Here is a 22,234-nt window from a genome sequence, read left to right on the forward strand (position 1 = left end):
GGTCACTTGGTGGTGTGGGAGAAAGTCACGAGCTGGCGTTGGCCGGTCTCGATATCGAACAGCAAGGGCGTGGAATGGATCGCGAGTCGAACCTGGGTGGGTATCTGATGTTGCCGTCCGGCCAGGCTGACGACGCAGCGCGTTCCAGCCAGTTGGCAATACAGCAGCGTGTGGCTGCCCAGATTCTCCGAAGACTCCACTGTGGCAGTGATGCCTTCCTGGTCGAGCATGAAGGTCTCGGGGCGCAGGCCCATCAGCCATTTGCCGGTCCGGTTGCTGGCAATGCCGAGCTTGATAGGCAAGCGTTGACCATCGGCGAGCAGCAAAATCCTGTCATCGAGGCAGTGCACCGGCAGCAGGTTCATGGGCGGCGTGCCGATGAAGCTGGCGACGAAGGTGCTGGCGGGGTGATCGTAGATCTCGGCGGGCGTGCCGATCTGTTCGACACGACCTTTGTCGAGAATCACCACATGCTCGGCGAGGGTCATGGCTTCGGTCTGATCGTGGGTGACGTACAGGATCGTCGCGCCGGTCTGCCGGTGCAGGCTGCGAATCAGCAGACGCATTTCATGACGCAGCGCGCTGTCCAGATTGCACAGCGGCTCATCGAACAGCAGCACCGGCGGTTTGCGGATCAACGCCCGACCGATGGCGACGCGCTGGCGCTGGCCGCCGGAAAGCTCTCCGGGCTTGCGTTGCAGCAGGTCCTCCAGGCCCAGTGACGCGGCGCACTCGCGGATGCGTTGCTCACGCTCCTTACGTGCAACCCGCGCCAGTTTGAGCGCGTAGCCGATATTGTCTGCCACGCTCATGTGCGGGTAGAGCGCGTAGTTCTGAAACACCATGGCGCAGCCGCGTTCCTTGGGCGGCAGGCGCGTAACGTCGCGGCCGCCCATTAGAATCTGCCCTTGGCTTGCCTCTTCCAGCCCGGCCACCATGCGCAGCAACGTGGACTTGCCACACCCGGACGGGCCGAGGATGACGTTGAGCTCGCCCGCCTTGAAAACCAGATCGAGCCCGTGAAGGATGGGCTCTGTGCCGTAGGTTTTGTGCAGGCCCTTGAGGACAATATCCGGCGCGCAGGTAATAGGGGTGAGCGCGTTCATTTACCGACTCCGATCAGGCCTTTGACAAACCATCGCTGCATGAGCGCAATGACGAGGATGGGCGGCAGCATGCTGACCACAGCAGCGGCCATCAGCAGGTTCCATTCGGGGACCTGGGTTGCGTCGGTCGGCAGGAAGCTGGCCACGCCCAGCACCAGCGTGCGCATGTCCTCGCGATTGGTAGCGACCAGTGGCCACAGGTAGTCCTTCCAGGCGCCGATGAATACCAGCGTGCCGAGCGCTGCAAAGTTGGTCTTCGACAGGGGCAGCAGGATGTCGATGAAGAACCGCCAGGGCCCGGCACCGTCCATGCGCGCGGCTTCGACCAGTTCAGCAGGCAGCGTCTGGTAGAACTGCCGGAACAGGAAGGTGCCGGTGGCCGAGGCAATCAGCGGCAGGGCGAGGCCGGGGTAGCTGTCCAGCAAGTTGATGGTCGGCAGCGGCAGCCACTGAATGCCCAGCCAGTGCAACAGGCTGCGCACGGGGCCGAGCAGATCACTGGCCACCGCATAGGTGGGGATGATCCTTACTTCCAGCGGCAGCAATAGCGCGCCCAGCACGGCGAAGAAAATCACCGAACTGTAGCGGCTGCGAAAGTACACCACGGCAAAGGCCGTCAGCGCCGAGAGTGTCAGCTTGCCGATCACCACCAGCGTGGCGACCAGCAGGCTGTTGCCCAGCAGGCGCAGCAGATCGAGACGCCGGGTGACCTGCTGCAGATTTTCCAGCAGTTGGTCGCCGGGTATCACCGCCAGACCGTGGGCGAACAGTTGCGGATTGCTGACGGTCGCCGAGCAGACCGCCATGTACAGCGGGCCCAGCGCGAACACCAACCCCAGGATCAGCAGCAGGTAAGCGCCTGCGTTGAACAGCCGGTTATGCTCGATCACGCTTTCACCCCGCGACGCTGGAAGCGCGACAGGAGCTTGAATTGAGCGACGCTCAGTGCCACTACCGCCAGCAGCATGAGCACTGACAGGGTCGATGAGCCTGCCAGATCCAGGCCCACGAAACCGTCGGTGTAAATCTTGTAGGCCAGCACATTGGTGGTATCGCCAGGTCCGCCTTGGGTGAGCGTGTCGACCAGGCCAAAACTGTTCGACAGGCTTTCCAGCAAATCGATGACAAACACGAACAGCAGATAAGGCGCGATCAGGGGCAGTTGTATGTCGAGCATGCGCCGCAACGGACCTGCTCCATCCAGTGCCGCAGCGGCGAGGTAGTCGTCGGGCACCGATTTCAGGCTGGCGACCAGCATCACGAAGTTGAACGGCACCAGACACCAGGCATACGCCACGATCAGCAACAGCATGCTCTGTATCGGGCTGGAGTAGGGCGCCCAAGTGCTGGGTGCGATTGCGTTGAGCCAGGCGAAAATGCCCATTACCGGATTGGCCAGCACATGAAAAACGATACCGATGGTGGCGCCCGATACCGCGTAGGGCCAGATCAGCAGGTTGCGAAACATGGAGTTGCCGCGCAGTTTCAGTTCCAGGCACAGCGCAAGCACCAGCGCGATGAGGATCGAAAGCACGACGCTCGATAAGCTGAACACCAGCGTCGAGCCCAGTGAAGCCAGCACGCCGGGGTCTTTCAGCACACGCCAGTAGTTGCTCAGGCCAACGAAGATTTCATTACCGCCGAAGGGCGGCACCAGATGAAACGACCACCAGATGGCCTGGACCGCAGGCCAATAAAAGAACAGCCCGAGCGCCAGCAGTTGCGGCAGGGCAAACAGCAGCGCCAGACGTGGCTGGGGGAAATGCGCACGCGGTTTCATGGCGTTGCCTCGTTTGACTCGATGCTGGCCTGAGCCTGGTGCATCTGGTGAAACAGCCCCAGCAGCTCGTTGGCCCGCAACGTCGTCTGGCGCAGGGCCAGATCGATGCTCTGGCGACCCGCGAGCGCATTCTCCATTTCCTGCGACCAGATCAGACGCATCAGCGTGATAAAACCGCAGCGCAAGGGCGCGGAGGGCTGCCCGTCGATATCGTTCAGCGCTGTCAGTCCGAGCGTGATTGCCGATGGCTCGCTGGCTGTGGATTGCAAACGTGCAGCGGCAGCCTGAGTGACGGGCAGGTAGCCCGTCCGTGCGCTGAACATCAACTGGTTGTCCGGCTGCAGCACGAACGCCAGGAATTCCGAGACCAGCCGGTAATCCCTGACAGAATGCCCGCGCATCACCCATAGCGATGAACCTCCGGGGGCGTTGGCGCGTCGCTGGCTGCCCGCGTAGATCGGCAGTGCCGTGACCTGGATATCGGATCTGAGCGTGCTGTGCACAACATTCCACGCCCCGGTGGAGTCGATCAGCATGGCGCAGTCGTCGGTGGCAAATGCCAGTGCCTGCTGTCCGCTGCGAGTGGCATCCTCATGGACCACCAGGCCTTCACGGGTCCATTGCGCGAGGTCTTTCATGAGGCGCAGATGGGGGCCTTCGTCGAATTGATATCGGTCACTGCCTGCGGAGCGAATCGCGATGTCAGTACCTTGCGCTGCACTGGTCTGCTCCAGCCAGATCCAGGGCGCAAACGCGCTGACGACCGGGCATTTCTGACCGTTTTTCTTCAGGGCCCGCAAGGCCTCCGCAAAGGCTTGCCAGGTGGCGGGCGGCTCACTGATTCCTGCAGCAGCCAGCGCATTCCGGTGCGTGTAGAGCACGGCTGTGGATGCCGCAAAAGGTTGCGCCGCGAGCGTGCCGTGATCGTCGGCGTAGTAGCGCCGCAAGGCTGGGAGAAAGGTGTCGTCGGGATAGGCCCTGTGGTGATCGGCCATGATCGCCTCTACAGGTCGGGTGGCACCGCCCAAGAGCATGTCAGGTGTGGCGACGTCGTAAATCTCCACCAGTGCCGGGCCTATGCCCGCCCGGTAAGCGGCTACGGTTTTCTGCAGCGTTTGCTCATAGCTGCCTTGGGAAACACAGTGCAGACGATCACTTTCTTCACGTTGTGAATTGAAGCTTCTGCACAGATCCGCGATGGCACTCCCGGCCGCGCCACCGTGGCTGTACCAGAACTCGGCCGGAGCAGCGAAGGCATGTGCAGCGAGCGGCAGCAGGGCCAGCGCGGAAAACATCTTACGGATGGAAGGCATGAGGACACTCACAAGAACTCAATGCCATTTAATACAGGTTGTGTGTAGTATTTGTGACCTGCGCGACTTTTATTAAATTTTCATGATTGAAGTGTGCAATGGATGGTGGGCGATACACTGCTTCGCACGCCGACTGTTTCAATCCTCCTATGATTTGAAGATTCCATGCCTCTCGACCTCGACACGCCACTTCATTCGCACCAGCCGTTGAGCCTCAATGAACGCAAGTTGCTGGACATCCTTCGTCGTCGAGGCGCGATCACCCGTGCCACGGTTTCGACCGAGATGGACCTGGCTCAGCAGTCGGTGCACCGGCTGATCGAAGAGCTGATCAGTCGTGGCCTGCTGCGCAGTGGCGAGCGCGTCAAGAACGGCCGCGGCCAGCCTAGCCCGCGCATCGAACTGGTCAACGAAGCGGTGTATGCCATCGGTGTATCGATCAACACCGACTCGGCAGTGGTCTGCGTAGCCGATCTGGGCTGCAATGTGCTGGAACAGGTCACCCTGCGCACGCCGCCGTTAAGTCGCAACAGCACGCTGGATTCGCTGGAAAAGACCATCGAACGCATGCTTCAGCGCAACGGCATCGAAGCGCAACGGGTCATCGGTATAGGCTTCGCGATTGCCGGCTTTTTTCTTGAGAACCGCCAGATCAATGCACCGGAACCGCTGCGCGACTGGTCATTGATGGACCTGCAACCGGTATTGGAAGAACGCTTCGGCATGCCGGTCTGGCTGGAAAACAACGCCACCACCGCAGCCATCGGCGAAAGCCTGGTAGGTGTGGGCGCCTGGGCCAGCAATTTCATCTACCTGTCGTTCAACTTCGGCTTCGGCGCGGGCGTCGTCATCAACGGCAAGCCGTATTTCGGCAGCCACGGCAACGCGGGCGAGATCACCCTCTACAACGACGAAGAGTCGATAAACCGCCCGGCCTTGCGCTACTTGCTGGAAGACCTGCATCAGAGTGGCGTGCAGGTCGACTCGATCGAAGACTTGCGCTTGCGCTTCGACCCCGACTGGCCCGGTGTGGATACTTGGGTGACACGCGTCAAGCCCACACTGGATCGCCTGATCAACGCACTGGCAGGCCTGTTCGATCCGCAGGCCGTGGTGTTTGGCGGGCAATTACCGCCCGAGTTGGGAAAACGCCTGATCGCCGCGACGACCTTCTGGGGTACCCATCGCTACAACTCCCCACCGCCTCGGCCGCAGTTATTGCTGAGCGAGACGCACGGGGATGCGGCAGCCTTGGGGGCGGCGCTGGTGCCGTTGAAGGAGCGGTTTTTTGTTTGATCTGTCGCCAGTATCGATTCGAAGCGGGCATTCAACGAATGATGACATCTACGCCAAAAGCATTTTGACGCCTTCAGCCATTCTGTCGCAGAACGTGCATCAGTTGTTCTACGGCAATGGCTTCAACGGCACCTTCGCTAACGTTCGGCTCAAAAACAGCACAGCAAGCCGATACATCGCCGTCGCCGATGCGATAGACAGCAATGACGCTGCCTGGTCCACAGCCTGTGTGCCCGGATAGAGAGTACCCACCGTCAATCGAACCTTGCATCAAGCCGAGGCCGTAGCCCGGCTTTATCCATGGGCGTCCTGGAATCGGGCCGCCTAGTGCTCGTGCTGTCTGCATTTCCTGAATCAAGTCTGTGGAGAGGATGTCTGCGCAGAAGAGTCGATCCAGAAATAGCGCTGCTTGCGAAATCGGGCCGATCAACAAGCCGTGGTAAACCCAGGCGGGGTCATAATTCGAGGTATTTCCCGGATGGGTCGTTTGTAAGTCTGCTCGCGTTTTAGCAAAGCGAGCGTTCGAGATGCCCAGAGGGGCAAGAGCACGTTGACTCACTGCATCGTCAAGCGTCAGATCAGTCAGTCGTTCAATTAGCCTGCCGATGAACAAGTAGCCGACGTTCGAGTAACGCCAGCCGTTTCCGGGGCTGTATCGAAGTCGAGTACCGTCAAGACGCCGCATCATTTCATCTGCTGCCCAGGCTGGCTCACCGTTAGCAACGGCGGTGTGATACTCCGTAAGCTCTCCGTAATCAGCCAGGCCGGCTTCATGCCGCAGTAGCTGGCGTAACGTGAAAGGCTGATCGGAAACGGGATCGTCCAACCCGATCAGTCCATCCCGTACCAATGATAGGGCTGTCGCAGCCAGGACCGTTTTCGTAAAGCTCCACCAAGGGGCCATCAGTTCTAATCGGTCTGGCGTCTGGGGCCGACCATTTGACACGAGTGAAATGAGCATTGGCTTCCCTGGAATGTTGAGCGGATCGATAGCTGGACAAGATATCTCAATTATTCTTCTTCGCCGGGGTGAAAAGTCAGCCGTTTGTGCGGTGCTGAACGACTGCTTTTGGCAGAACGCAGCCTGTGGCGTGGGCAGGCAGGTGTGTGGGGTGTCCGATTAATATTTATTTATGAAATCTGTGCTTAAGGTTCAAGAGCCTCGGCCGATTATCTATTAGATTGCCGAGCTTAAGTTGGCTCCAATCACTTTTGATTAAGACGTCAGTCTACATGTGGAGTTGACAAGTGAAGTTACGCCTAAGCTGCAAGGCTATAATGGTTGTCCTGTCTTTTGCCTTGTCTAATATGGCGGCTTCTGAAGAACTTAAGGTGTACAATTTTTCGCCTGTCAATCAATACAATCTTAATCTTTCAGCCAGTTTCTGGAATCCAATCATAAAGTATGTGTCCGAAAAAAGCGGAGTGAATCTAACGCTGAAGTTAGGGCGAACCTCCTCGGATACAACGAGTTATGTGCTCGCGCAAGAAGTTGATTTCGCTTTCACCAACCATCTTTTTAGTCCGGAACGCGACAAGATGGGCTGGAAGGTGTTTGGTCGCCGTGACGCGCCCGCCCTCGAGGGGCAAATCGTGGTCCCTGCCGACTCGCCCATTCATAGCCTTTCGGAACTGGAGGGCAAGGAAGTCGTTTATCCGGGGCCCGAAGCGTTCATTGCTTATAAAGTCACGAACTCGGAACTGGTCAAGAAAGGGATCAATACGTCTACAGTGTTTGCCGGAAACATGGATGGCGCTTTCAGCCAACTCCTGAGTGGTAAGGCTCAAGCGATGGGGGCCAACTCACAGCTTGTCAGCGGCTACACTGAGCGAGAAGGGAAGTCGTTCCGCGTACTGTGGAGTTCGGCCTCGTTCAATGATTTAGCCCTCATGGCATCCCCTCGGGTTTCTAAAAAAGAACGTGATGCGGTAGCCAATGCATTTTTCAATATGCCACATGATGCCTACGGTCGCCGGATTCTTCAGGAGGCGACCGAGCTAGTCCATGCACCGACACCGATTACTTTCATTCCCGCGACGGAAGCGGATTATGCGTCCTATCGAGCTTTTTATAATGGTTTGCCAGCAAACCTTAAGTAAATAATTCCAACCTTGGCTGGAGAGGCTGTTAATGAATTTCTTTAAAAGCCTGCTACCCAAATCACTGACATCGCGAATACTGGCGATGTTATGCATTCTGATACTGACTTTTTTGACGACGGGCCTGGGTCTGTTTTATAAAAACCAGCTGCTTCAGCATATTGAAGAGATACAAGACACCGCTAATATGCTGATCGAGGTAGCCGCGCAAGCGGTCGAGGAGAGTGTCGTCATCGGGGATTACGACACCATCAAAAGAACCCTCGAAAAAACCCTGGCTCGCTCGCCGTTCAAGTCGGCCATGTTTATTGACCTGTCGGGTGGAGTGATTCGCCTTGAGGCCGCCAGTGCGCCTCTTGGACGAGCCCCTGCGTGGATAGAGTCTGAAGTCGCCGCACGATTATTCGATGTCAATCGTCCGATCACTGTCGGCGGGAAAGATTATGGTGTGATGCGTCTGTCTTTTAATGCCGAGAGAATTGCTTCCGAACTCTATAGCCTGGTGATCCAGGCTACCCTGTTTGCAGTATTTTTTTTGCTGATAAGCTTGATGTTGATGGGGTTCATGATCAAGCGCTCGCTTGCCCACCTGGGCAAGCTTCACTCTTATGAAGCAGAAATCGCTTCAGGCGCAGTGGCAGCAGAAGCGATGTTGGTCGCTGATGCTCCCATGGAAATACAGGAGGCTATAAAAGCGGTAAACCGTACTGCCGCGAGTATGCGCAATCACTTTGGCCTGCGTATCGAGTCGTTGATGAATACCTTGGTGCAGCATAAAAATGCCTTGGATGAGGTGTCAATCGTTTGCGAAGTTTCGGCCTCCGGACGTATCACTTACGTTAACGAGCGATTCGTAACAAGCTCTCAGCATTCGCGAGCCGAGCTTTTAGAGTTGACGATCGATGAAGTCTGGACCGGCATGTCTTCAGCCAATGAACCCTGGCAATGGGCGCCGGAAAATGAGGTGTGGAACGGCGAGGTCAGGCTTTCAGGTCGTACCGGTAAGGTGGCATGGCATCGACGCACTGTCATACCTATTCTCGATGACCTGGGCTGCGTTGAAAAATATATCTGCATCGATATCGATATTACAGATCGAAAAGAGTTTGAGGTGGCGATTCTGGATAACGCCAGAAGGCAAAACCTTATCGCCCTGTTTGGCCAGCAGGCATTGACAGAGGAAAACGTCAGTGCTCTGGGTGAACTGGCAGCACTGACGGCGGCGCAAGGACTAAACCTGAGCAAGGCGGCGTTATTAGTCGTTGATCAAGTGAGCCATGAGATTATCCTCAAGGCGGAGTTTGGCTTGACCCACGTTGAAGTCCGCAGTGGTTATCATGATGGTTTTTTTAAGGGGACTGCTTCTTCCGCCGGTTTTGTCATTAACTCTGATGCGCCTGATAATAGCTACACGCTGCTTCCTGATGAAACAGTGGGCGCTTACAGCATTAGAAGTGGTCTAGAGGTTGATATCTCTTGCAGGGAGGTTTTCAAAGGCGTTCTTGGGGTGTATGCCAGCACTGATGACCCCTTTACCCGTGAAGATGTCAGCTACCTTCAAACACTTGCCAACCTGTTGGCTGCCGCGCTTGAAAGGTATGACGCAAAGAAAAAGCTCACCTATCTGGCCGAAAATGATTCGCTCACCCATCTGCCTAATCGCTGGTTTCTCAGCAATTACCTGCGCGAGATAATCAGTCGGAAAACCTCATCGCCAGATGCGGTAAGCGTCATATTCATAGATTTGGACAGATTCAAAGCCGTGAATGACACCATGGGGCATTCAGTGGGCGATCAATTGCTTATTCAGGCAGGTCGACGCTTGAAAGACTGCATTGATGAAAATAGCGTAGTTGCGCGGCTGGGAGGCGATGAATTTTCGATCGTTGTCACACACCCTGTTTATTCCGAGAGCCTCATCAAATCGCTTGCAGCCCATGTTGTTGATGCGTTGGGAAAACCGTTCAACCTTGGCGGCCAGGATGTGTTTGTTTCGGCGAGTGTAGGTATTGCTAATTATCCGTTTGACGGGCGTGACACGGGCGTTATCTTAAAAAATGCGGATACCGCCATGTACCATGCGAAAAAAAGTGGCCGTAATAATTTCAAGTTTTACAACGCCACGATGAACGAAAGTTTAACTAAGCGCCTGCAAACTGAAACACTATTGCGGGGGGCGCTTGAGCGCAATGAGTTTATTCTGCATTTTCAGCCAAAGGTCAGCCTTGTCGATGGCAGGATAAGTGGTTTGGAGGCGTTATTGCGGTGGAATCATCCAGAGCAAGGTATGGTTTCTCCGGCTGATTTTATCCCTATTCTTGAGGACACTGGCCTGATCATTCCTGTCGGCGTATGGGTTATCCGGAAAGTCTGTGAAACCCTGAAAAGCTGGGAAGAGAATAATATAAGGTTGGTACCGATCGCCATCAATCTGTCCGTCAGGCAGCTTCAGGTAAAAGGCCTGGCCGAGACCGTCAAGCATATCGTTGAAGCATACGGTATCAACCCTGCTCTTTTAGAGTTCGAACTGACCGAGTCGATGCTGATGATCGATCCCGAGTCGGCAGTAGAAATACTTCGAGATATAAAGTCGTATGGCATCAGTCTTTCGGTCGATGATTTCGGAACGGGCTATTCCAGTTTGGCCTACTTGAAGCGATTTCCCCTGGATGCCCTCAAAATCGACAGGGCGTTCATAAAGGACATCACAAGCAATCATGAGGACGCCGCTATCACCAGGGCGGTAATCGTATTGGCGCACGAATTAGGCCTTAAAGTCATTGCAGAAGGCGTCGAAACAGTTGACCAGTTAGAGCTGCTTGTGACGTATGGCTGCGATCAAATGCAGGGTTATCTGTTTAGTAAGCCTGTCATCAGTGATGAGTGTGCGGCTATGGTTAAAGCGTCACGTAGCCTGAATGTAAGGTTTTCTGAAAGTGGTGTTGCGTAACGTAGTATTGATCGCGTCTGCGAGAGCAGTCATGGCAGGCCGCTGTACATGGCGGCTGCCTTTGGCTCAGCGTGGGTAAAAACGATCGATTCCAAAAGGATGAAAATGACGTTGACTGTCAAGCGGTTGATCAAGATAGCAATGGCCAATCCATTAAACGCTGAAATCATCTCACGCTTACCTTCACTCGGCTTGGATCAATGCATGCTCACTGCTGGCTGCCTGTTCCAAGCAGTCTGGAATCATCAGTCTCACCTGCCATCAGCCTGGGGCGTGAAGGATTACGACGTTTTTTACTTCGACAATGATCTGTCTTGGGAGGCAGAGAATGAGGTCATCGATTCTGTTCAGCGTCTCTTCCAGGACGTCGACGTTAACATTGAGATCAAAAATCAGGCTCGCGTTCATCTGTGGTACAGCCAGCGGTTTGGCGGGGATTATCCCCAGCTTCAGTCGGCTAAAGACGGGATTGATCGCTACCTGATTGCCGGTACCTGCATTGGTTTGGATGTTGAAACTGGCGAAATCTATGCTCCCAATGGCTTGGCCGACACCGAGCAAGGGCTACTTCGTATCAATCCAAAGAATCCCAAGCCGGATCTGTTCGATCAGAAGGCGAAAAGTTATCAGGCTCGCTGGCCCTGGCTCAAGATCGTAGATCCCCAAAGCTGAGTCGGAACGCGAGTCAACGCGTTCTCGGGGACGCCAATAGCGCAAAAAAACGCCAAAAGGCGACACATACCGCCAAGGCGAGTAGGAAACCCACAACCCATACCATGAAGTGCCGAAAGCGGCGGTAGATATGAGCATTTGGGCGTTTGTCCAAATGACCCGCTATGCAAGATAGGCAGATCAGTACAAGGCCAATGTAAATACCTGCCCATGGAATAGAGTCGTACCCACTTACATGAAAGGTACCTCGCTTACTCACCACGATCAGATCGTTAGCCGCCAAACCGTGGCTCACCAAGGCAGTGGCAATCAACGCAATTACGGCCGCGGTGATGAGAGTTGGTAGAGTTTGACGATCGTCAGGTTGAGGCAATGGCAGTGTTTTTTTGGTCAATGACGCGATCACGCGCTTGGGCAAGGAACGCCACCTACTAAGGCTCCACGGCGGCGGCACTGAGGCTACGGGTTGCCATTGTGCCGATTGGCGTACCAACATCCACATGTAGCAGGACGCCAGGATGGGCCCTGCCAAGACAAATGTTATGAAGGGCGAAAAGGTAGAAGAAGCAAGCACTGCCAAAAAAAACAGTGTGATGTGAAAAAATCCCGAACCCGTAAGTATCTTTAGCCAGAAGCTGCGGTTGTGCGCGTCTATTTTATGGTGCCGAACTTTCATGAATGACGCCCAGGTTGTCCCTTGGGCCAGAAAAAGAACCGCCGAAGACGCTGCGATACCGCTACGGATACCTAGTTCTCTCCAGAACAAAGTCCATGTCATCAGACTGGCAGGCAGAAGCGTTATCAGCATGATCAGCCACAGGCTGACGGGGTGATAAAAGAAACGTTGGTATGCCATTCCACTCATCCATGTTCATAACACATCATCCATCGGGTGAGCGTAGCAGTCTCACCACCTGAGTGCCTCCCACCCACCTTTACGCGGCCCCGAGCGGCTTCGACTTTTGCACAGGGGCAAATTTCCGGCTAGCTCAACGGTTTGACAGCAACTGCTGTCGACTCAAAGCGGCCTGTGGCGAAAGAAACCGGCCAACAGCGACCGTGCAGTCCAAGTCTTCTTTTCAGCCAGCAGTAGAGGGTCAAACGTTCTGATAGATTGTTGGAAATACCTGTTCGAGAACCGCGATCAATGAGAGTTATTCGTAGCAAAGACTTCACTGCTATTCAAGCTTGGGGGGCTGACGATATCGCTAATATGGGGGGAACCACTGTCCGCCTCCACTGGACCGACAAGCCATATAAGTGGCACATCAACGATGGAGAGGAAGTTTTCGCAGTCCTCGACGGAGCGGTGGATATGCATTATCGCGAGTCAGGCATCGAGCGCGTCGTGAGATTGGTGGTAGGCGACGTGTTTTTCGCCGGGGTCGGATGTGAACATGTTGCGCATCCTTGTGGAGAAGCACGGATTCTGGTTATCGAACGTGAGGGCAGCGTTTGAGTTGACCAGGCTATCGCTCGTCATTACCTATCCATTCTTGTAGCGTCAGGCATGCCGAAAGCAATCGCCTGTTCGACCACCTATTATTTTTTGCTTGTGCCAAGAAGTAGTTCACTCGAAATTACCTAACGGGGCCGTCTGGCTTCAGGATAGCGTCAACAGCCATCTAGGGGCCGCAGGTCGTTAGTTCAAGAACTGCTGTACCCCTGTTGCATCGGTCAGTTGTAGCAGCATGAAAAAAATAAGCCGTAGGGTATGAGGCATCTTGAGACGATCAAGAGCATGAAATCCTTTGCGGACGTGGCCAATGATTTCCCAATTCATTCGCCTGGAGGTCTGCGTCATCCTGAAGATTATTGACGAATTCTTAGTTGATGGCACAATAATGGCCTGTATCGCTGTCGTATGAGGCAGTGGCAAGACCGCAATTCTTGAAGGGATTCGGACAGACATTCTGTTACTGACTAAGGAAATCGTGAATGAAACGCTTGAAGACACTGGGCCTTGCGGCAATGCTGGTATTGAGCGGTTGCGCCAGTTTTACCAAGGATGAAGTAGCGCCAGTCACCATGCCCTCCATGGCCAGCTACACGAATAAACCCAACGTGTTTGTTGCCTTCGATTTCTACCAGGGCACACCCGGTACCACCGGCGCAGTAGAAGTACCGCAAGCTCGGGATGCACTCAGGCCGCAACTGCAAAAAGCGCTGACTGACTCTGGTTTGTTTGGCCGAGTGACCCTTGATGAGTTCAAGAAACAGCCAGGCGACTACAGCCTGCACCTCAAGGTGTATAACCATCCACCAAGCGGTGGCCAATTGGTAATGGCGTTTATCAGTGGCCTGACCCTGACGATTATTCCGTCGATGGCCACCGATCAGTACAGCATGAGCCTGGATGCGCAGGATTCCCAGGGCAAGGTGCTGAGAACAGTCGGTAACCATGATGCAATCAATACCTGGATAGGTATCTGGTTTGTGCCGATGATGGCCAATACACCGCAGAAGGCTGTTACCGATACATTTACGCGCCAGGTCAATTCACTGCTCAAGCAGTTGGTGGATAGCCAGAGTCTGAAGTACTCAATGCTCAAGGTTACTGTTCCGCAGGCGTGATGAACTCACGCCCGAAAAAAAGAGCCCATGTGGGCTCTTTTTTTATTTGTGATTCAGCGCCTGGATAAACAGCGGGTCGCTGTATAAAGCCTTGAGCAAATCACGCACCAACGGGTTGTAGGCGTTTGCCGCATTGGGGATAGCGACCGCACCCAAAAAGCTGCTGCTCCATTGGCTGCTGACCTGCTTGGTGGCGTCATATTCAACTTTCTCGCCGTCGATGAGGGTGAAGTGCGCGGCGATTGTGCCGGTGCCGGTACCCATTCCAGCGGTCAGTTCATTCTGCGTAACCAGCACATTTAGCTGACGCGGCGATTGCGGGTCGATAAGACCTGCGCGGTCCAGTTCACCCGTCAGGGCATCCTGGATATGTTGTGTGATGCTGCCGCTAGGGGATGTCACAGGATTACCCCGCACTTGCAGCGAATCCTGACCTGCCGCAGCGCTGACCTGAGTCTGACGGATCGGTAGAAGGGGAGGCGTTTGCTTGAGCTTCTGGACGTTATCGAAGCTGGGCTCGTAACGCGTCATGGTCACGCCGCAGCCTTGCATCAACAATGCAAGCACCGCAACCAACAGTAGATTTCCTTTCACTGCATTTCCTTGCCTGAGTTGTTTGAGGGCGTGATTATCAGGAACCTCAGATTCAAGGGCAATGCTTGATAGCCTGTGCTTTATGCCGCGCAGGTCATGGTAAGGCGTACCGATAGCCCTCCCGCAGAGCGCTCCCTTAACGTGATCTCAATTTGATAGAGTGTCGAGCGTTCAATGAAGAAGAATCAGCCGGCGTAAGGCTGTCCCCCGGGTAAGTTCAAGGAAGTGTTAAATGAAACTGATTTTTGCGATGTTGTTGATGTTCAGCGGTTACACGTTTGCGAATTGCGCCAGCATTAATGATTATGACCAGCGTGCCTATTGCAATGCCACGCAGGAGGGCAGCAGTTGCAACAGCATCAATGATCATGACCTGCGCGCACGGTGTAGCGCAGAAAAGGAAGGTAGTTCTTGCACCAGCATCAATGATTTTGACCAGCGTGCCTACTGCAATGCCAAGCAGGGCGGCAGCGGTTGCAACAGCATCAATGATCGTGACTTGCGCGCGCGGTGCATGGCAGAAAAGGAAGGTAGTTCTTGCGTCAGCATCAATGATCGTGACCAGCGTGCCTATTGCGCTGCCAAGAAGGAAGGCGGCAGTTGCGTCAGCATCAATGATCATGACTTGCGCGCAAAGTGTGAGTCGGAGAAGCGCTGACTCTGGCTGTGCTGGCTGATCCCTACTGTCTGTCAGAGGTCTATCACTGCTGATCGCGACCTCTGGCGGTGCAGACCCTAGAAGTCAGTAAGGGCGTCATGAAGACGCGTACCCTCCGCACGAGATGCAGCACATTGCGACGGTGCATGTTGTCCCGCCGCCACACAGGCCTTACATCCTCAGCGCTATGGCCTCTGCCACAAGGCACTCCAGCGCAAACTGCTCGGTATAGGTCATCTGAATCGGCGTGGTCTCGCCTTTGACGGTCCGTTCTCCATCGAGGATGTAGCGAATGCGTTTGTCAGTCACGCCGATGCGCTTGGCGATCCACGAAGGCGTCTGGCCGATGCGCGAGATCAGCTTGTCGGCATATTCGGTGGAGGGGTTATAGAGTTCTGCGTTGGGTGTCATGGGGTGTCCAGATGGAAGTCAGGCGCTATAGATGCGGAGCAGTATGCAGCACAGTGCGCTGTTCGTCGCCGTGGGGCTGGCCACCGACACGTATTATGCAGCGACTGGCAGATTGCATTCGCGAGCAAGCTCGCTCCCACAGAAGCCTGTCTCCAGGAGCACACCGCGCAGCGTCATTCAATGCAAGTGGTGGATGGGGCGGTCCTTCGCCCGTCCTCAGTCAGCAACGATCAGAGTTTTACCCCCAGTGTTACGAACGCGCTGCGCGGTGTGCCTACCTGAAGGATCTGCAGGTTGCCCGCCGGGTCGGTGGCTGCGCTGGCGTCGGTGTTGAGGGTGGAGATGTAGCGTTTGTCGAACAGGTTGACCATGTTCAGCGACAATGTGGTGTCCTTGAGGGCGCCGAGTTTGCCGAAGTCATAGCCGAGGTTGGCGTTCGCCAGCCAGTAGCCGCTGACACTGGAGTCGTTGGTGTAGGTGTAATAGCGCTTGCTGATGTAACTGCCTTGCAAGCCGGCGTTCCAGTGTTCCCAATTCCAGTCCAGGTTGCTCGAATACATCAGTTTCGGTGTATCGACGACGGTCTTGCCTTTCACATGAACGGTGTTGCCGCCGCTGGCGTAGTCATCGTCGTAAGTGCTGTGGTTATAGGACATGGAGTTGGACCAGCGCCAGTTCTCATTGGGGGTCAGGCCGAACGACAGTTCCAGGCCTCGACTGGTGACCGAACCGACGTTGGCGACGCCGTTCTGGCAGATGACGATGCCGGTGCAGTTGGTGATGGCGACCAGGCGGTTATCGAATTTGGTGTTGTAGATCGCCGCCGAGGCCGAATACAGCTTGGTGCTGCGGCGCACGCCCAATTCGACGGTTTTCGAAGTTTCCGGCTTCAGGTCCTTGAAGCCGTTCTGCGCATCGACGGCGCTCTGCGTCGTGAAGAACGGGCTGTAACCGCCACTCGGGAACGCGGCCATGTTTTCCGAGTAAGAGGTGAAGACTTCGTCGTCCTCGTCGAGTTTGTAGGTGGCGCCTGCTTGCGGCAGAAACCTGTCTCGCGCCTCCAGCGAACCACTGGCATAACCGCCGCCTTTGCCCTCGGCTGTCGAGGTGGTCACCGTATTTTTCGCACCGAACTCAAGTTTGAGTCGGTCATCGAGCAGGGTGTAGGTGTCGCGCAGGTAGAACTGCCGGGTCAGGTCGTTGTAACTCTGATCCAGGACCGTGGCCGCCAGCGGTAGGCCATCGGTTTTGACGATGTGGTTCTGCGGCGTCGCATTGGTGGTATCGAACAGGTAGCGCGAGATGTCGTTCTTGTTGGATTGAATCCAGAGCCCGCCCTGAATTTCATGCTGGCCGAGATAGTAGGTCAGTGAGCTCTGGAAACCGGTTCGATCAATGCCATATTTTGTACTGCGAATCGAATTGCTCGGCACTGTCGTCGAGCCGCTGGTGTAGACGAACGGGTAATACGAGTTGCCCCGGCCCGAGTCATGGTGGTGGTAGGCGGTCGCGTCCAGTACCAGATCATCGGTCAGCGAGAAGTTGCCGTTGAGGATGTCCAGTTCGTCGTCGCGCAGGCTGCTGGCGTTGTAGGTCGCATCGTTTGCGCTGGTTACCCCGCCGGTATAAATGCCGTTGGCCGCATTGACCGCACGGGTCCAGTCCGGCGTGTAGTAGCTCCAGTTGTAGCCCAGACGCTGGATGATGCTCTTCGACATGTTCGGCAGGTTGGCTTCGTCATGGGACGAGGTGCTGTGGAAGAAACTCACCCGGTTGTCGCCGAAGTCGTAGTTGACCTTGGCGTTAACCGCGTCGGACTTTTGCGGGTTGTTGTGGCCTTTCCAGGCGTCGGCGTCGTACTTTTCCCCCGACACATACGCGGACAGGCCGTTGTACTCACCGGTGTCGACCCGCATGAAAGTCCGGGAGGTGTCGTAGCTGCCCAGGGTTTGCGACAGACGCGCGCCGAACTCTTTATCGGGGTTGGAACTGGTGAACTGGATGGTGCCGCCCAGATCACTGTTCGATGCCGTGCCCAGCGAGCCGATGCCGGGAGCCACTTCGCTGGCGGCGATGTTTTCCGCGATGATCGCGCGGGTGATGCTCAGGCCGTTGAAGTTGCCGAAGCTCATGTTGCCGAGGGTAACGCCGTCCAGCGTGTAGCCCAAGTGGTGCATATCGAAGCCGCGCAGGCTGATGCGCTGGCTGCCTTCTTCACGACCCAGCGGGTCACCGGACTGGAAGTTGACCCCCGGCAGGCGTTGCAGAACCTTCATCGGGCTGGTGCCCGCCGAGTAAGCCTTCACATCCTTTTGCGTCACGCGCTGCACCTGGCGAGTCTCTCCCTGACCAATCACCGACACTGTGCCCAGCGTCATGGCGGCAGTGTTGTCGCTGGCGGGCGACGTTACCGAGGTGGGCACCTCGTCTTCGGCCTGAATGAACGGGCTGATCAGGCACAGCGAGTTCAATGAAATCAGCAGCGCGAGGCGTGTTACCGGAAATCGAGGGGCACGCGGTATCGATCGATTGTTCATGGAAAGGTTTTCCTGGGGGCGTCAGGGCGCCGCGCTTGCGGCGGGTCATAGGGTTAACGACAGGTTTTGCTTCACGGGCTTTCGGTAATCACCGACAGGCGACTGATGCCGGCTTTCTGCACATCGGCCAGCACCTGAGCCACGCGGCCGTAACCCGTCGCCTGATCGGCGCGCAGGCTGACGGCGACGTCCGGGTCCTTGTTGTGCAGGGCTTGCAGTGCCTCCGGGAGTTGCTCCAGCGCCACAGCTTCGCTGTCGATGAACACGCCGCCGCTGGCGTCGACACTCACCACCACCGGGTCGGCCTGATCCAGTGAGGTGGTGGCGACGGTCTGCGGCAGGTCCAGCGGTATGGCGTTGTTGAGCAGCGGCGCGGTGACGATGAAGGTCACCAGCAGCACCAGCATCACATCCACCAACGGCGTGATGTTGATGTCGCTGATTGCATCGTCATCATTGGACGTGGAGAAGGACATGTCAGCTCACTCCTTTCAGGCTCGGGGCCGTCTTGTCGCGATGGTCGGGTTGCAGCCGGAAGGCGTTGCGTTGCGAGAGGTTGAGGAAGTCCACGGCGAACTCTTCAAGGTCCGCGATCACCAGCTTCAGACGTCGCCCGAAGAAGTTGTAGGCCAGCACCGCAGGCACCGCGACGGCGATGCCGACGCCGGTTGCCACCAGCGCTTCGCCAATGGGCCCGGCGACCACCGCAATGCTCGCCGACTTGGCCTGGCTGATCGCGGTGAGTGCATGAATGATCCCGAACACCGTACCGAACAGGCCGATGAAGGGTGCGGTACTGCCGATCGATGCCAGCAGGATCATGCCGCTTTCCAGGCGACGACGTTCCTTGTGGATCTGTTGGCGCAGGCTGCGCTCGAGCAAGTCCTGGCGGTTCCAGCTATGGCCCAGGTCCGGCGAGTCGTGGGGCGCGGCGAGGGCCTGCGCGCCGGCATCGGTCAGGCGTGCCAGGCTGCCCTCACTGTTGGGCAGGTGCAGCGCATTTTTCAGATCGCGTGCGGCCCAGAATTGCGTGGCGTAGCGTCGGTTCTGCCGGGTCAGTCGCCAGTGCTGGAAGGTCTTGCCAAGCAGCAGCGCCCAGGTCACCAGCGAGAAAATCACCAGCAGGGTCATTGAGGATTGGGTAATGAGTACGGAGTAAGCAGTGTTCATGACGTAAGCCTCAGGGTGCGAGTTTGAAAGCCATGGGGACGTTGACCCAGCCTTCTACCGGGGTGTCGCCGCGTTTGGCGGGAATAAAGGTCCATTGCCGGACGGCGGCCTGCGCGGCTTCATCCAGCGCCGGGACGCCGCTGCTTTGCAGCACTTGCACCTGGTCGGTACGTCCGTTGGGCAGCACATGCACGCGCAGCATCGTCGTGCCTTCCTGATGGCGGCGCGCGGCGGCAGGCGGATAGACCGGCGGCGGATTGTTCAGGTAACCGGCGCGGCCTATCGGCGCGGTGGTGGTCTGTGGTGCCGCTGGTGCGGGTCTTGGCGCTGGCGCCGCGACGGAAGGCACCGGCGCAACAGGCTTGGCAACGGGTTTGCTCGGTGTGGTTCTGGGCTGCGCCTTGGGCTTGGGCAACTCGGCGGGTCTGGGCTCGGGTGGCGCAGGCTTGGGGGCTGACGCCGGTGTTGGCGCAGGCGGCTCCGGTGCTGGCTGAGGGGTTGGCTCGGGCGGCGTCGGTTGTGCGACCGGTGGCGCAACGGGCGGCGGTACCCACTGCACGGTGATCGGCATCGGCGGTTTCGGCTCGGGGGCTTGCTGATGATCGGCCATCAGCCACACGGCCAGCGCGGCATGCAGCCCGATCGCCAGTGCAATTGCCAATGCGGCGTGCGGCCATGTGCGTGGTGCGTTGTTGCTGTGCTGCCGGACGACAAGCGACGACGGGGCGACGTTACAGTCGCCCGCAGGCTGATGTGGCCAGTGGCGTAGCTGACGCGGCGGTAATCGGCGGGACAGTATCAGCGTTGACATGAGTTCAGCTCACCCGTGAAAGAATACGAGCCTGGCGTGTTGGCGAAGGGCTCGTTTCAACTGGAGCTGATATTAATACTCGTTGTGTGTATTAATTATGACCGCCGTCGTGTGATCCTGATTTTCTGTGGTTAAAGTGAACCCGGCTTGCCGCGCGATTGTTGGTAAATTTCATTAGGCAAGGCATCGGCTGCAATGCTATCTGTCCAGACTTGCCAGGTTCGTCATTACACGAAAACGTATCGCCGCGCAGGCTGGGCAACAGGGCGTCACCCTCTTGATCCGCGGTTCACACCTTGGACACAAACGGGAGAACTCGATGAAATTGCTACGTTATGGCGAGAAGGGTCTGGAAAAGCCGGGCCTGCTTGATGCCGCCCACCAGATCCGTGACCTGTCTGCACACGTCAAGGATATCGCGGGCGATGTGCTGACCCCTGCCGGCCTTGCAAGCCTGGCTGCGCTGGATCCCGAGAGCCTGCCTGTGGTTCCGGGCCAACCACGCATCGGGGCGTGTGTCGGGCAGGTCGGCAAGTTCATCTGCATAGGCTTGAACTACGCCGACCACGCAGCCGAGTCGCAAATGGAAGTGCCGAAGGAACCGATCATCTTCAACAAGTGGACCAGTGCTATTTGCGGCCCCAACGATGATGTCGAAATCCCTCGTGGTTCGCTCAAGACTGACTGGGAAGTCGAGTTGGGCGTGATCATCGGCAAGGGCGGACGTTATATCGATGAAGCCGATGCCATGGAGCATGTAGCCGGGTATTGCGTGATCAACGATGTGTCCGAGCGCGAATGGCAGCTTGAGCGCGGCGGGACCTGGGACAAGGGTAAGGGCTTCGATACCTTCGGCCCGCTAGGTCCGTGGCTGGTGACCCGCGACGAAGTTGCCGATCCTCGCTCGCTCGACCTGTGGCTGGAAGTGGACGGCCACCGCTATCAGAATGGCAACACGCGCACGATGATTTTCAGCGTGCCGCAACTGATCGCGTATCTGAGCCGTTGCATGAGCCTGCAACCGGGCGATGTCATCTCGACGGGGACGCCGCCGGGGGTGGGGCAGGGCGTAAAGCCACAACCTGTCTTCCTGCGTGCAGGGCAACGCATGCGTCTGGGGATCACGGGGCTGGGCGAGCAGAATCAGTTGACCGTTCCGGCCGACTGACCCGCTGCCAGCAGGGAGCCGATCGGCTCCCTGTCACACAAACTATCAGCCCTGCAAAAACGCCAGCAGATCCTCGTTGAGCTTTTGCGCATGCGTCACTGCAAACCCATGTGGCGCACCGGAATACACCTTCAGTTCGGCACCCTTGATCATGGCGGCAGCCCGTTTGCCCGAGGCTTCGAACGGCACCACCTGATCGTCGTCACCATGAATCACCAGGGTCGGCACATCGATTTCTGCCATGTCCAGGCGGAAGTCGGTTGCGGAGAACGCCGTCACGCAATCCAGCGTGCCCTTGAGCGAGGCGAGCAGGGCCATGTTCAGCGTCTGCGTCTGTACGCCTTCGGAGACTTTCTGGCCGTGGTTTATGCCGTAGAACGTTCCAGCGAAGTCACTGATGAACTGAGCACGGTCCTTGAGCAGGCCTTCGGTGATGCCATCGAATACGGACTGGTCGACGCCTTCCGGGTTGTCAGCGGTCTTGAGGAAGAACGGGGTGACCGAGCCCAGCAACGCCAGTTTGGCCACTCGCTCGCTGCCATAGTTGGCGATATAGCGCGTGACGTCGCCGCCGCCCATGGAGAAACCCACCAGCGTCACGTCGCGCAGATCGAGGTGTTCGATCAGCTCGGCGATGTCGTCAGCGAAGGTGTCATAGTCATAGCCGGTCCACGGCTGGCCGGAACGACCGAAACCGCGGCGGTCGAAGGCGATGGTGCGATAGCCCCTGCTGCTCAGGTATTGCATCTGATATTCCCACATGTCCGCATCCAGCGGCCAGCCGTGGCTCAACAGGACCGGTTTGCCCGTGCCCCAATCCTTGTAATAGATCTCGGTGCCATCTTTGGTGTTGAACGTGCTCATGCAGATTCCTCTCGATGTCAGGTTCTCGATGTCGGGGTTATCGGGCGAACGCCGTGGTGCGCAGGCTGGTGCACGCCTTCGGCTGCTCCCGATAATTCCGGCAGTGAGGGTTTTGCATAGTTCAGTCGAGAGGACTGAGCGTACTGCCCAACCGCGGTTTTCTGAAACATTGCCTCATCGTATTTCCCTGCCGAAACCGAACTTGCCGCGCATACGGGAATCAGTTCATT

Annotated in this window: 21 protein-coding genes; 8 read left to right on the forward strand and 13 right to left on the reverse strand. The window is 56.8% G+C overall.

Annotated elements, in window-relative coordinates; translation table 11 throughout:
* Nucleotides 1–2: 2 nt before the first annotated feature.
* From ugpC to JOE33_RS17110, 4 genes are read right to left on the reverse strand one after another with little or no spacing between them, the layout of a single operon-like run.
* Nucleotides 3–1,106 carry a sn-glycerol-3-phosphate ABC transporter ATP-binding protein UgpC gene (ugpC, locus tag JOE33_RS17095; RefSeq protein WP_074594964.1) on the reverse strand — a complete coding sequence of 368 codons (1,104 nt, stop codon included), beginning with the start codon at nt 1,104–1,106 and terminating at the stop codon, nt 3–5.
* Nucleotides 1,103–1,996 carry an ABC transporter permease subunit gene (locus JOE33_RS17100; protein ID WP_032615693.1) on the reverse strand — a complete coding sequence of 298 codons (894 nt, stop codon included), beginning with the start codon at nt 1,994–1,996 and terminating at the stop codon, nt 1,103–1,105. The genes ugpC and JOE33_RS17100 overlap by 4 nt, the downstream gene beginning before the upstream one ends.
* On the reverse strand, nt 1,993–2,886 hold the full coding sequence (locus JOE33_RS17105) for a sugar ABC transporter permease (RefSeq protein ID WP_187624880.1): 894 nt from the start codon (nt 2,884–2,886) through the stop codon (nt 1,993–1,995). The genes JOE33_RS17100 and JOE33_RS17105 overlap by 4 nt, the downstream gene beginning before the upstream one ends.
* Nucleotides 2,883–4,199 carry an extracellular solute-binding protein gene (locus tag JOE33_RS17110; protein WP_032615689.1) on the reverse strand — a complete coding sequence of 439 codons (1,317 nt, stop codon included), beginning with the start codon at nt 4,197–4,199 and terminating at the stop codon, nt 2,883–2,885. The genes JOE33_RS17105 and JOE33_RS17110 overlap by 4 nt, the downstream gene beginning before the upstream one ends.
* A gap of 165 nt (nt 4,200–4,364) precedes the next feature.
* Here JOE33_RS17110 and JOE33_RS17115 point away from each other — a divergent pair, with 165 nt between their 5' ends.
* The gene (locus JOE33_RS17115; RefSeq protein ID WP_010438243.1) at nt 4,365–5,495 is read left to right on the forward strand and encodes an ROK family transcriptional regulator; all 1,131 of its coding nucleotides are present in this window, start codon (nt 4,365–4,367) and stop codon (nt 5,493–5,495) included.
* 73 nt (nt 5,496–5,568) lie between these two features.
* On the opposite strand, the gene JOE33_RS17120 is transcribed toward JOE33_RS17115, so the two are convergent.
* Nucleotides 5,569–6,456: a serine hydrolase domain-containing protein gene (locus JOE33_RS17120; RefSeq protein ID WP_096139365.1), complete on the reverse strand. Its 888-nt coding sequence runs from the start codon at nt 6,454–6,456 to the stop codon at nt 5,569–5,571.
* Between the two features lie 317 nt (nt 6,457–6,773).
* Here JOE33_RS17120 and JOE33_RS17125 point away from each other — a divergent pair, with 317 nt between their 5' ends.
* The 3 genes from JOE33_RS17125 to JOE33_RS17135 all read left to right on the forward strand — a co-directional run bounded on the left by JOE33_RS17125 (nt 6,774) and on the right by JOE33_RS17135 (nt 11,217).
* A complete protein-coding gene (locus tag JOE33_RS17125; RefSeq protein WP_209924150.1) occupies nt 6,774–7,595 on the forward strand; it encodes a phosphate/phosphite/phosphonate ABC transporter substrate-binding protein in 822 nt (273 codons plus the stop codon).
* 31 nt (nt 7,596–7,626) lie between these two features.
* On the forward strand, nt 7,627–10,545 hold the full coding sequence (locus JOE33_RS17130; protein WP_122694730.1) for an EAL domain-containing protein: 2,919 nt from the start codon (nt 7,627–7,629) through the stop codon (nt 10,543–10,545).
* Between the two features lie 105 nt (nt 10,546–10,650).
* Nucleotides 10,651–11,217: a nucleotidyltransferase family protein gene (locus JOE33_RS17135; RefSeq protein WP_080009325.1), complete on the forward strand. Its 567-nt coding sequence runs from the start codon at nt 10,651–10,653 to the stop codon at nt 11,215–11,217.
* 13 nt (nt 11,218–11,230) lie between these two features.
* Here the strand turns inward: JOE33_RS17135 and JOE33_RS17140 are convergent, their stop codons facing one another.
* Nucleotides 11,231–12,073 carry a hypothetical protein gene (locus tag JOE33_RS17140; RefSeq protein ID WP_187624881.1) on the reverse strand — a complete coding sequence of 281 codons (843 nt, stop codon included), beginning with the start codon at nt 12,071–12,073 and terminating at the stop codon, nt 11,231–11,233.
* A 291-nt stretch (nt 12,074–12,364) separates the two neighbouring features.
* Here JOE33_RS17140 and JOE33_RS17145 point away from each other — a divergent pair, with 291 nt between their 5' ends.
* Together JOE33_RS17145 and JOE33_RS17150 are read left to right on the forward strand one after the other, a co-directional pair.
* Nucleotides 12,365–12,676: a cupin gene (locus JOE33_RS17145; RefSeq protein WP_010438265.1), complete on the forward strand. Its 312-nt coding sequence runs from the start codon at nt 12,365–12,367 to the stop codon at nt 12,674–12,676.
* Between the two features lie 479 nt (nt 12,677–13,155).
* Nucleotides 13,156–13,791 (forward strand): hypothetical protein, encoded by a 636-nt coding sequence (locus JOE33_RS17150; RefSeq protein ID WP_010438272.1) that lies wholly within the window; start codon nt 13,156–13,158, stop codon nt 13,789–13,791.
* Between the two features lie 42 nt (nt 13,792–13,833).
* Here the strand turns inward: JOE33_RS17150 and JOE33_RS17155 are convergent, their stop codons facing one another.
* Nucleotides 13,834–14,385: a hypothetical protein gene (locus JOE33_RS17155; protein WP_032615674.1), complete on the reverse strand. Its 552-nt coding sequence runs from the start codon at nt 14,383–14,385 to the stop codon at nt 13,834–13,836.
* Between the two features lie 232 nt (nt 14,386–14,617).
* Here JOE33_RS17155 and JOE33_RS25840 point away from each other — a divergent pair, with 232 nt between their 5' ends.
* Nucleotides 14,618–15,043 carry a hypothetical protein gene (locus JOE33_RS25840; protein WP_010438277.1) on the forward strand — a complete coding sequence of 142 codons (426 nt, stop codon included), beginning with the start codon at nt 14,618–14,620 and terminating at the stop codon, nt 15,041–15,043.
* A gap of 171 nt (nt 15,044–15,214) precedes the next feature.
* Here JOE33_RS25840 and JOE33_RS17165 read toward each other — a convergent pair whose 3' ends face one another.
* The 5 genes from JOE33_RS17165 to JOE33_RS17185 form a co-directional block, all read right to left on the reverse strand.
* Entirely contained in the window at nt 15,215–15,454 is a 240-nt protein-coding gene (locus JOE33_RS17165; RefSeq protein WP_003317071.1) for a hypothetical protein, read from the reverse strand.
* A gap of 230 nt (nt 15,455–15,684) precedes the next feature.
* Nucleotides 15,685–17,991 carry a TonB-dependent receptor gene (locus tag JOE33_RS17170; RefSeq protein WP_187624882.1) on the reverse strand — a complete coding sequence of 769 codons (2,307 nt, stop codon included), beginning with the start codon at nt 17,989–17,991 and terminating at the stop codon, nt 15,685–15,687.
* A 71-nt stretch (nt 17,992–18,062) separates the two neighbouring features.
* Nucleotides 18,063–18,467, reverse strand: coding sequence for a biopolymer transporter ExbD (locus JOE33_RS17175; RefSeq protein ID WP_032615670.1), 405 nt, complete (start codon nt 18,465–18,467; stop codon nt 18,063–18,065).
* A 1-nt stretch (nt 18,468) separates the two neighbouring features.
* Nucleotides 18,469–19,161, reverse strand: a complete 693-nt coding sequence (locus JOE33_RS17180) for a MotA/TolQ/ExbB proton channel family protein (RefSeq protein ID WP_010438285.1) — start codon at nt 19,159–19,161, stop codon at nt 18,469–18,471.
* 10 nt (nt 19,162–19,171) lie between these two features.
* Nucleotides 19,172–19,972 (reverse strand): energy transducer TonB, encoded by an 801-nt coding sequence (locus JOE33_RS17185; RefSeq protein WP_187624883.1) that lies wholly within the window; start codon nt 19,970–19,972, stop codon nt 19,172–19,174.
* A gap of 319 nt (nt 19,973–20,291) precedes the next feature.
* Here JOE33_RS17185 and JOE33_RS17190 point away from each other — a divergent pair, with 319 nt between their 5' ends.
* A complete protein-coding gene (locus tag JOE33_RS17190; protein ID WP_187624884.1) occupies nt 20,292–21,140 on the forward strand; it encodes an ureidoglycolate lyase in 849 nt (282 codons plus the stop codon).
* 45 nt (nt 21,141–21,185) lie between these two features.
* Here JOE33_RS17190 and JOE33_RS17195 read toward each other — a convergent pair whose 3' ends face one another.
* Nucleotides 21,186–22,004: an alpha/beta hydrolase gene (locus JOE33_RS17195; RefSeq protein WP_187624885.1), complete on the reverse strand. Its 819-nt coding sequence runs from the start codon at nt 22,002–22,004 to the stop codon at nt 21,186–21,188.
* Between the last annotated feature and the right edge of the window lie 230 nt (nt 22,005–22,234).

This window comes from Pseudomonas sp. PvP027, from assembly GCF_017833005.1.
Taxonomy (GTDB): Bacteria; Pseudomonadota; Gammaproteobacteria; order Pseudomonadales; family Pseudomonadaceae; genus Aquipseudomonas; species Aquipseudomonas congelans.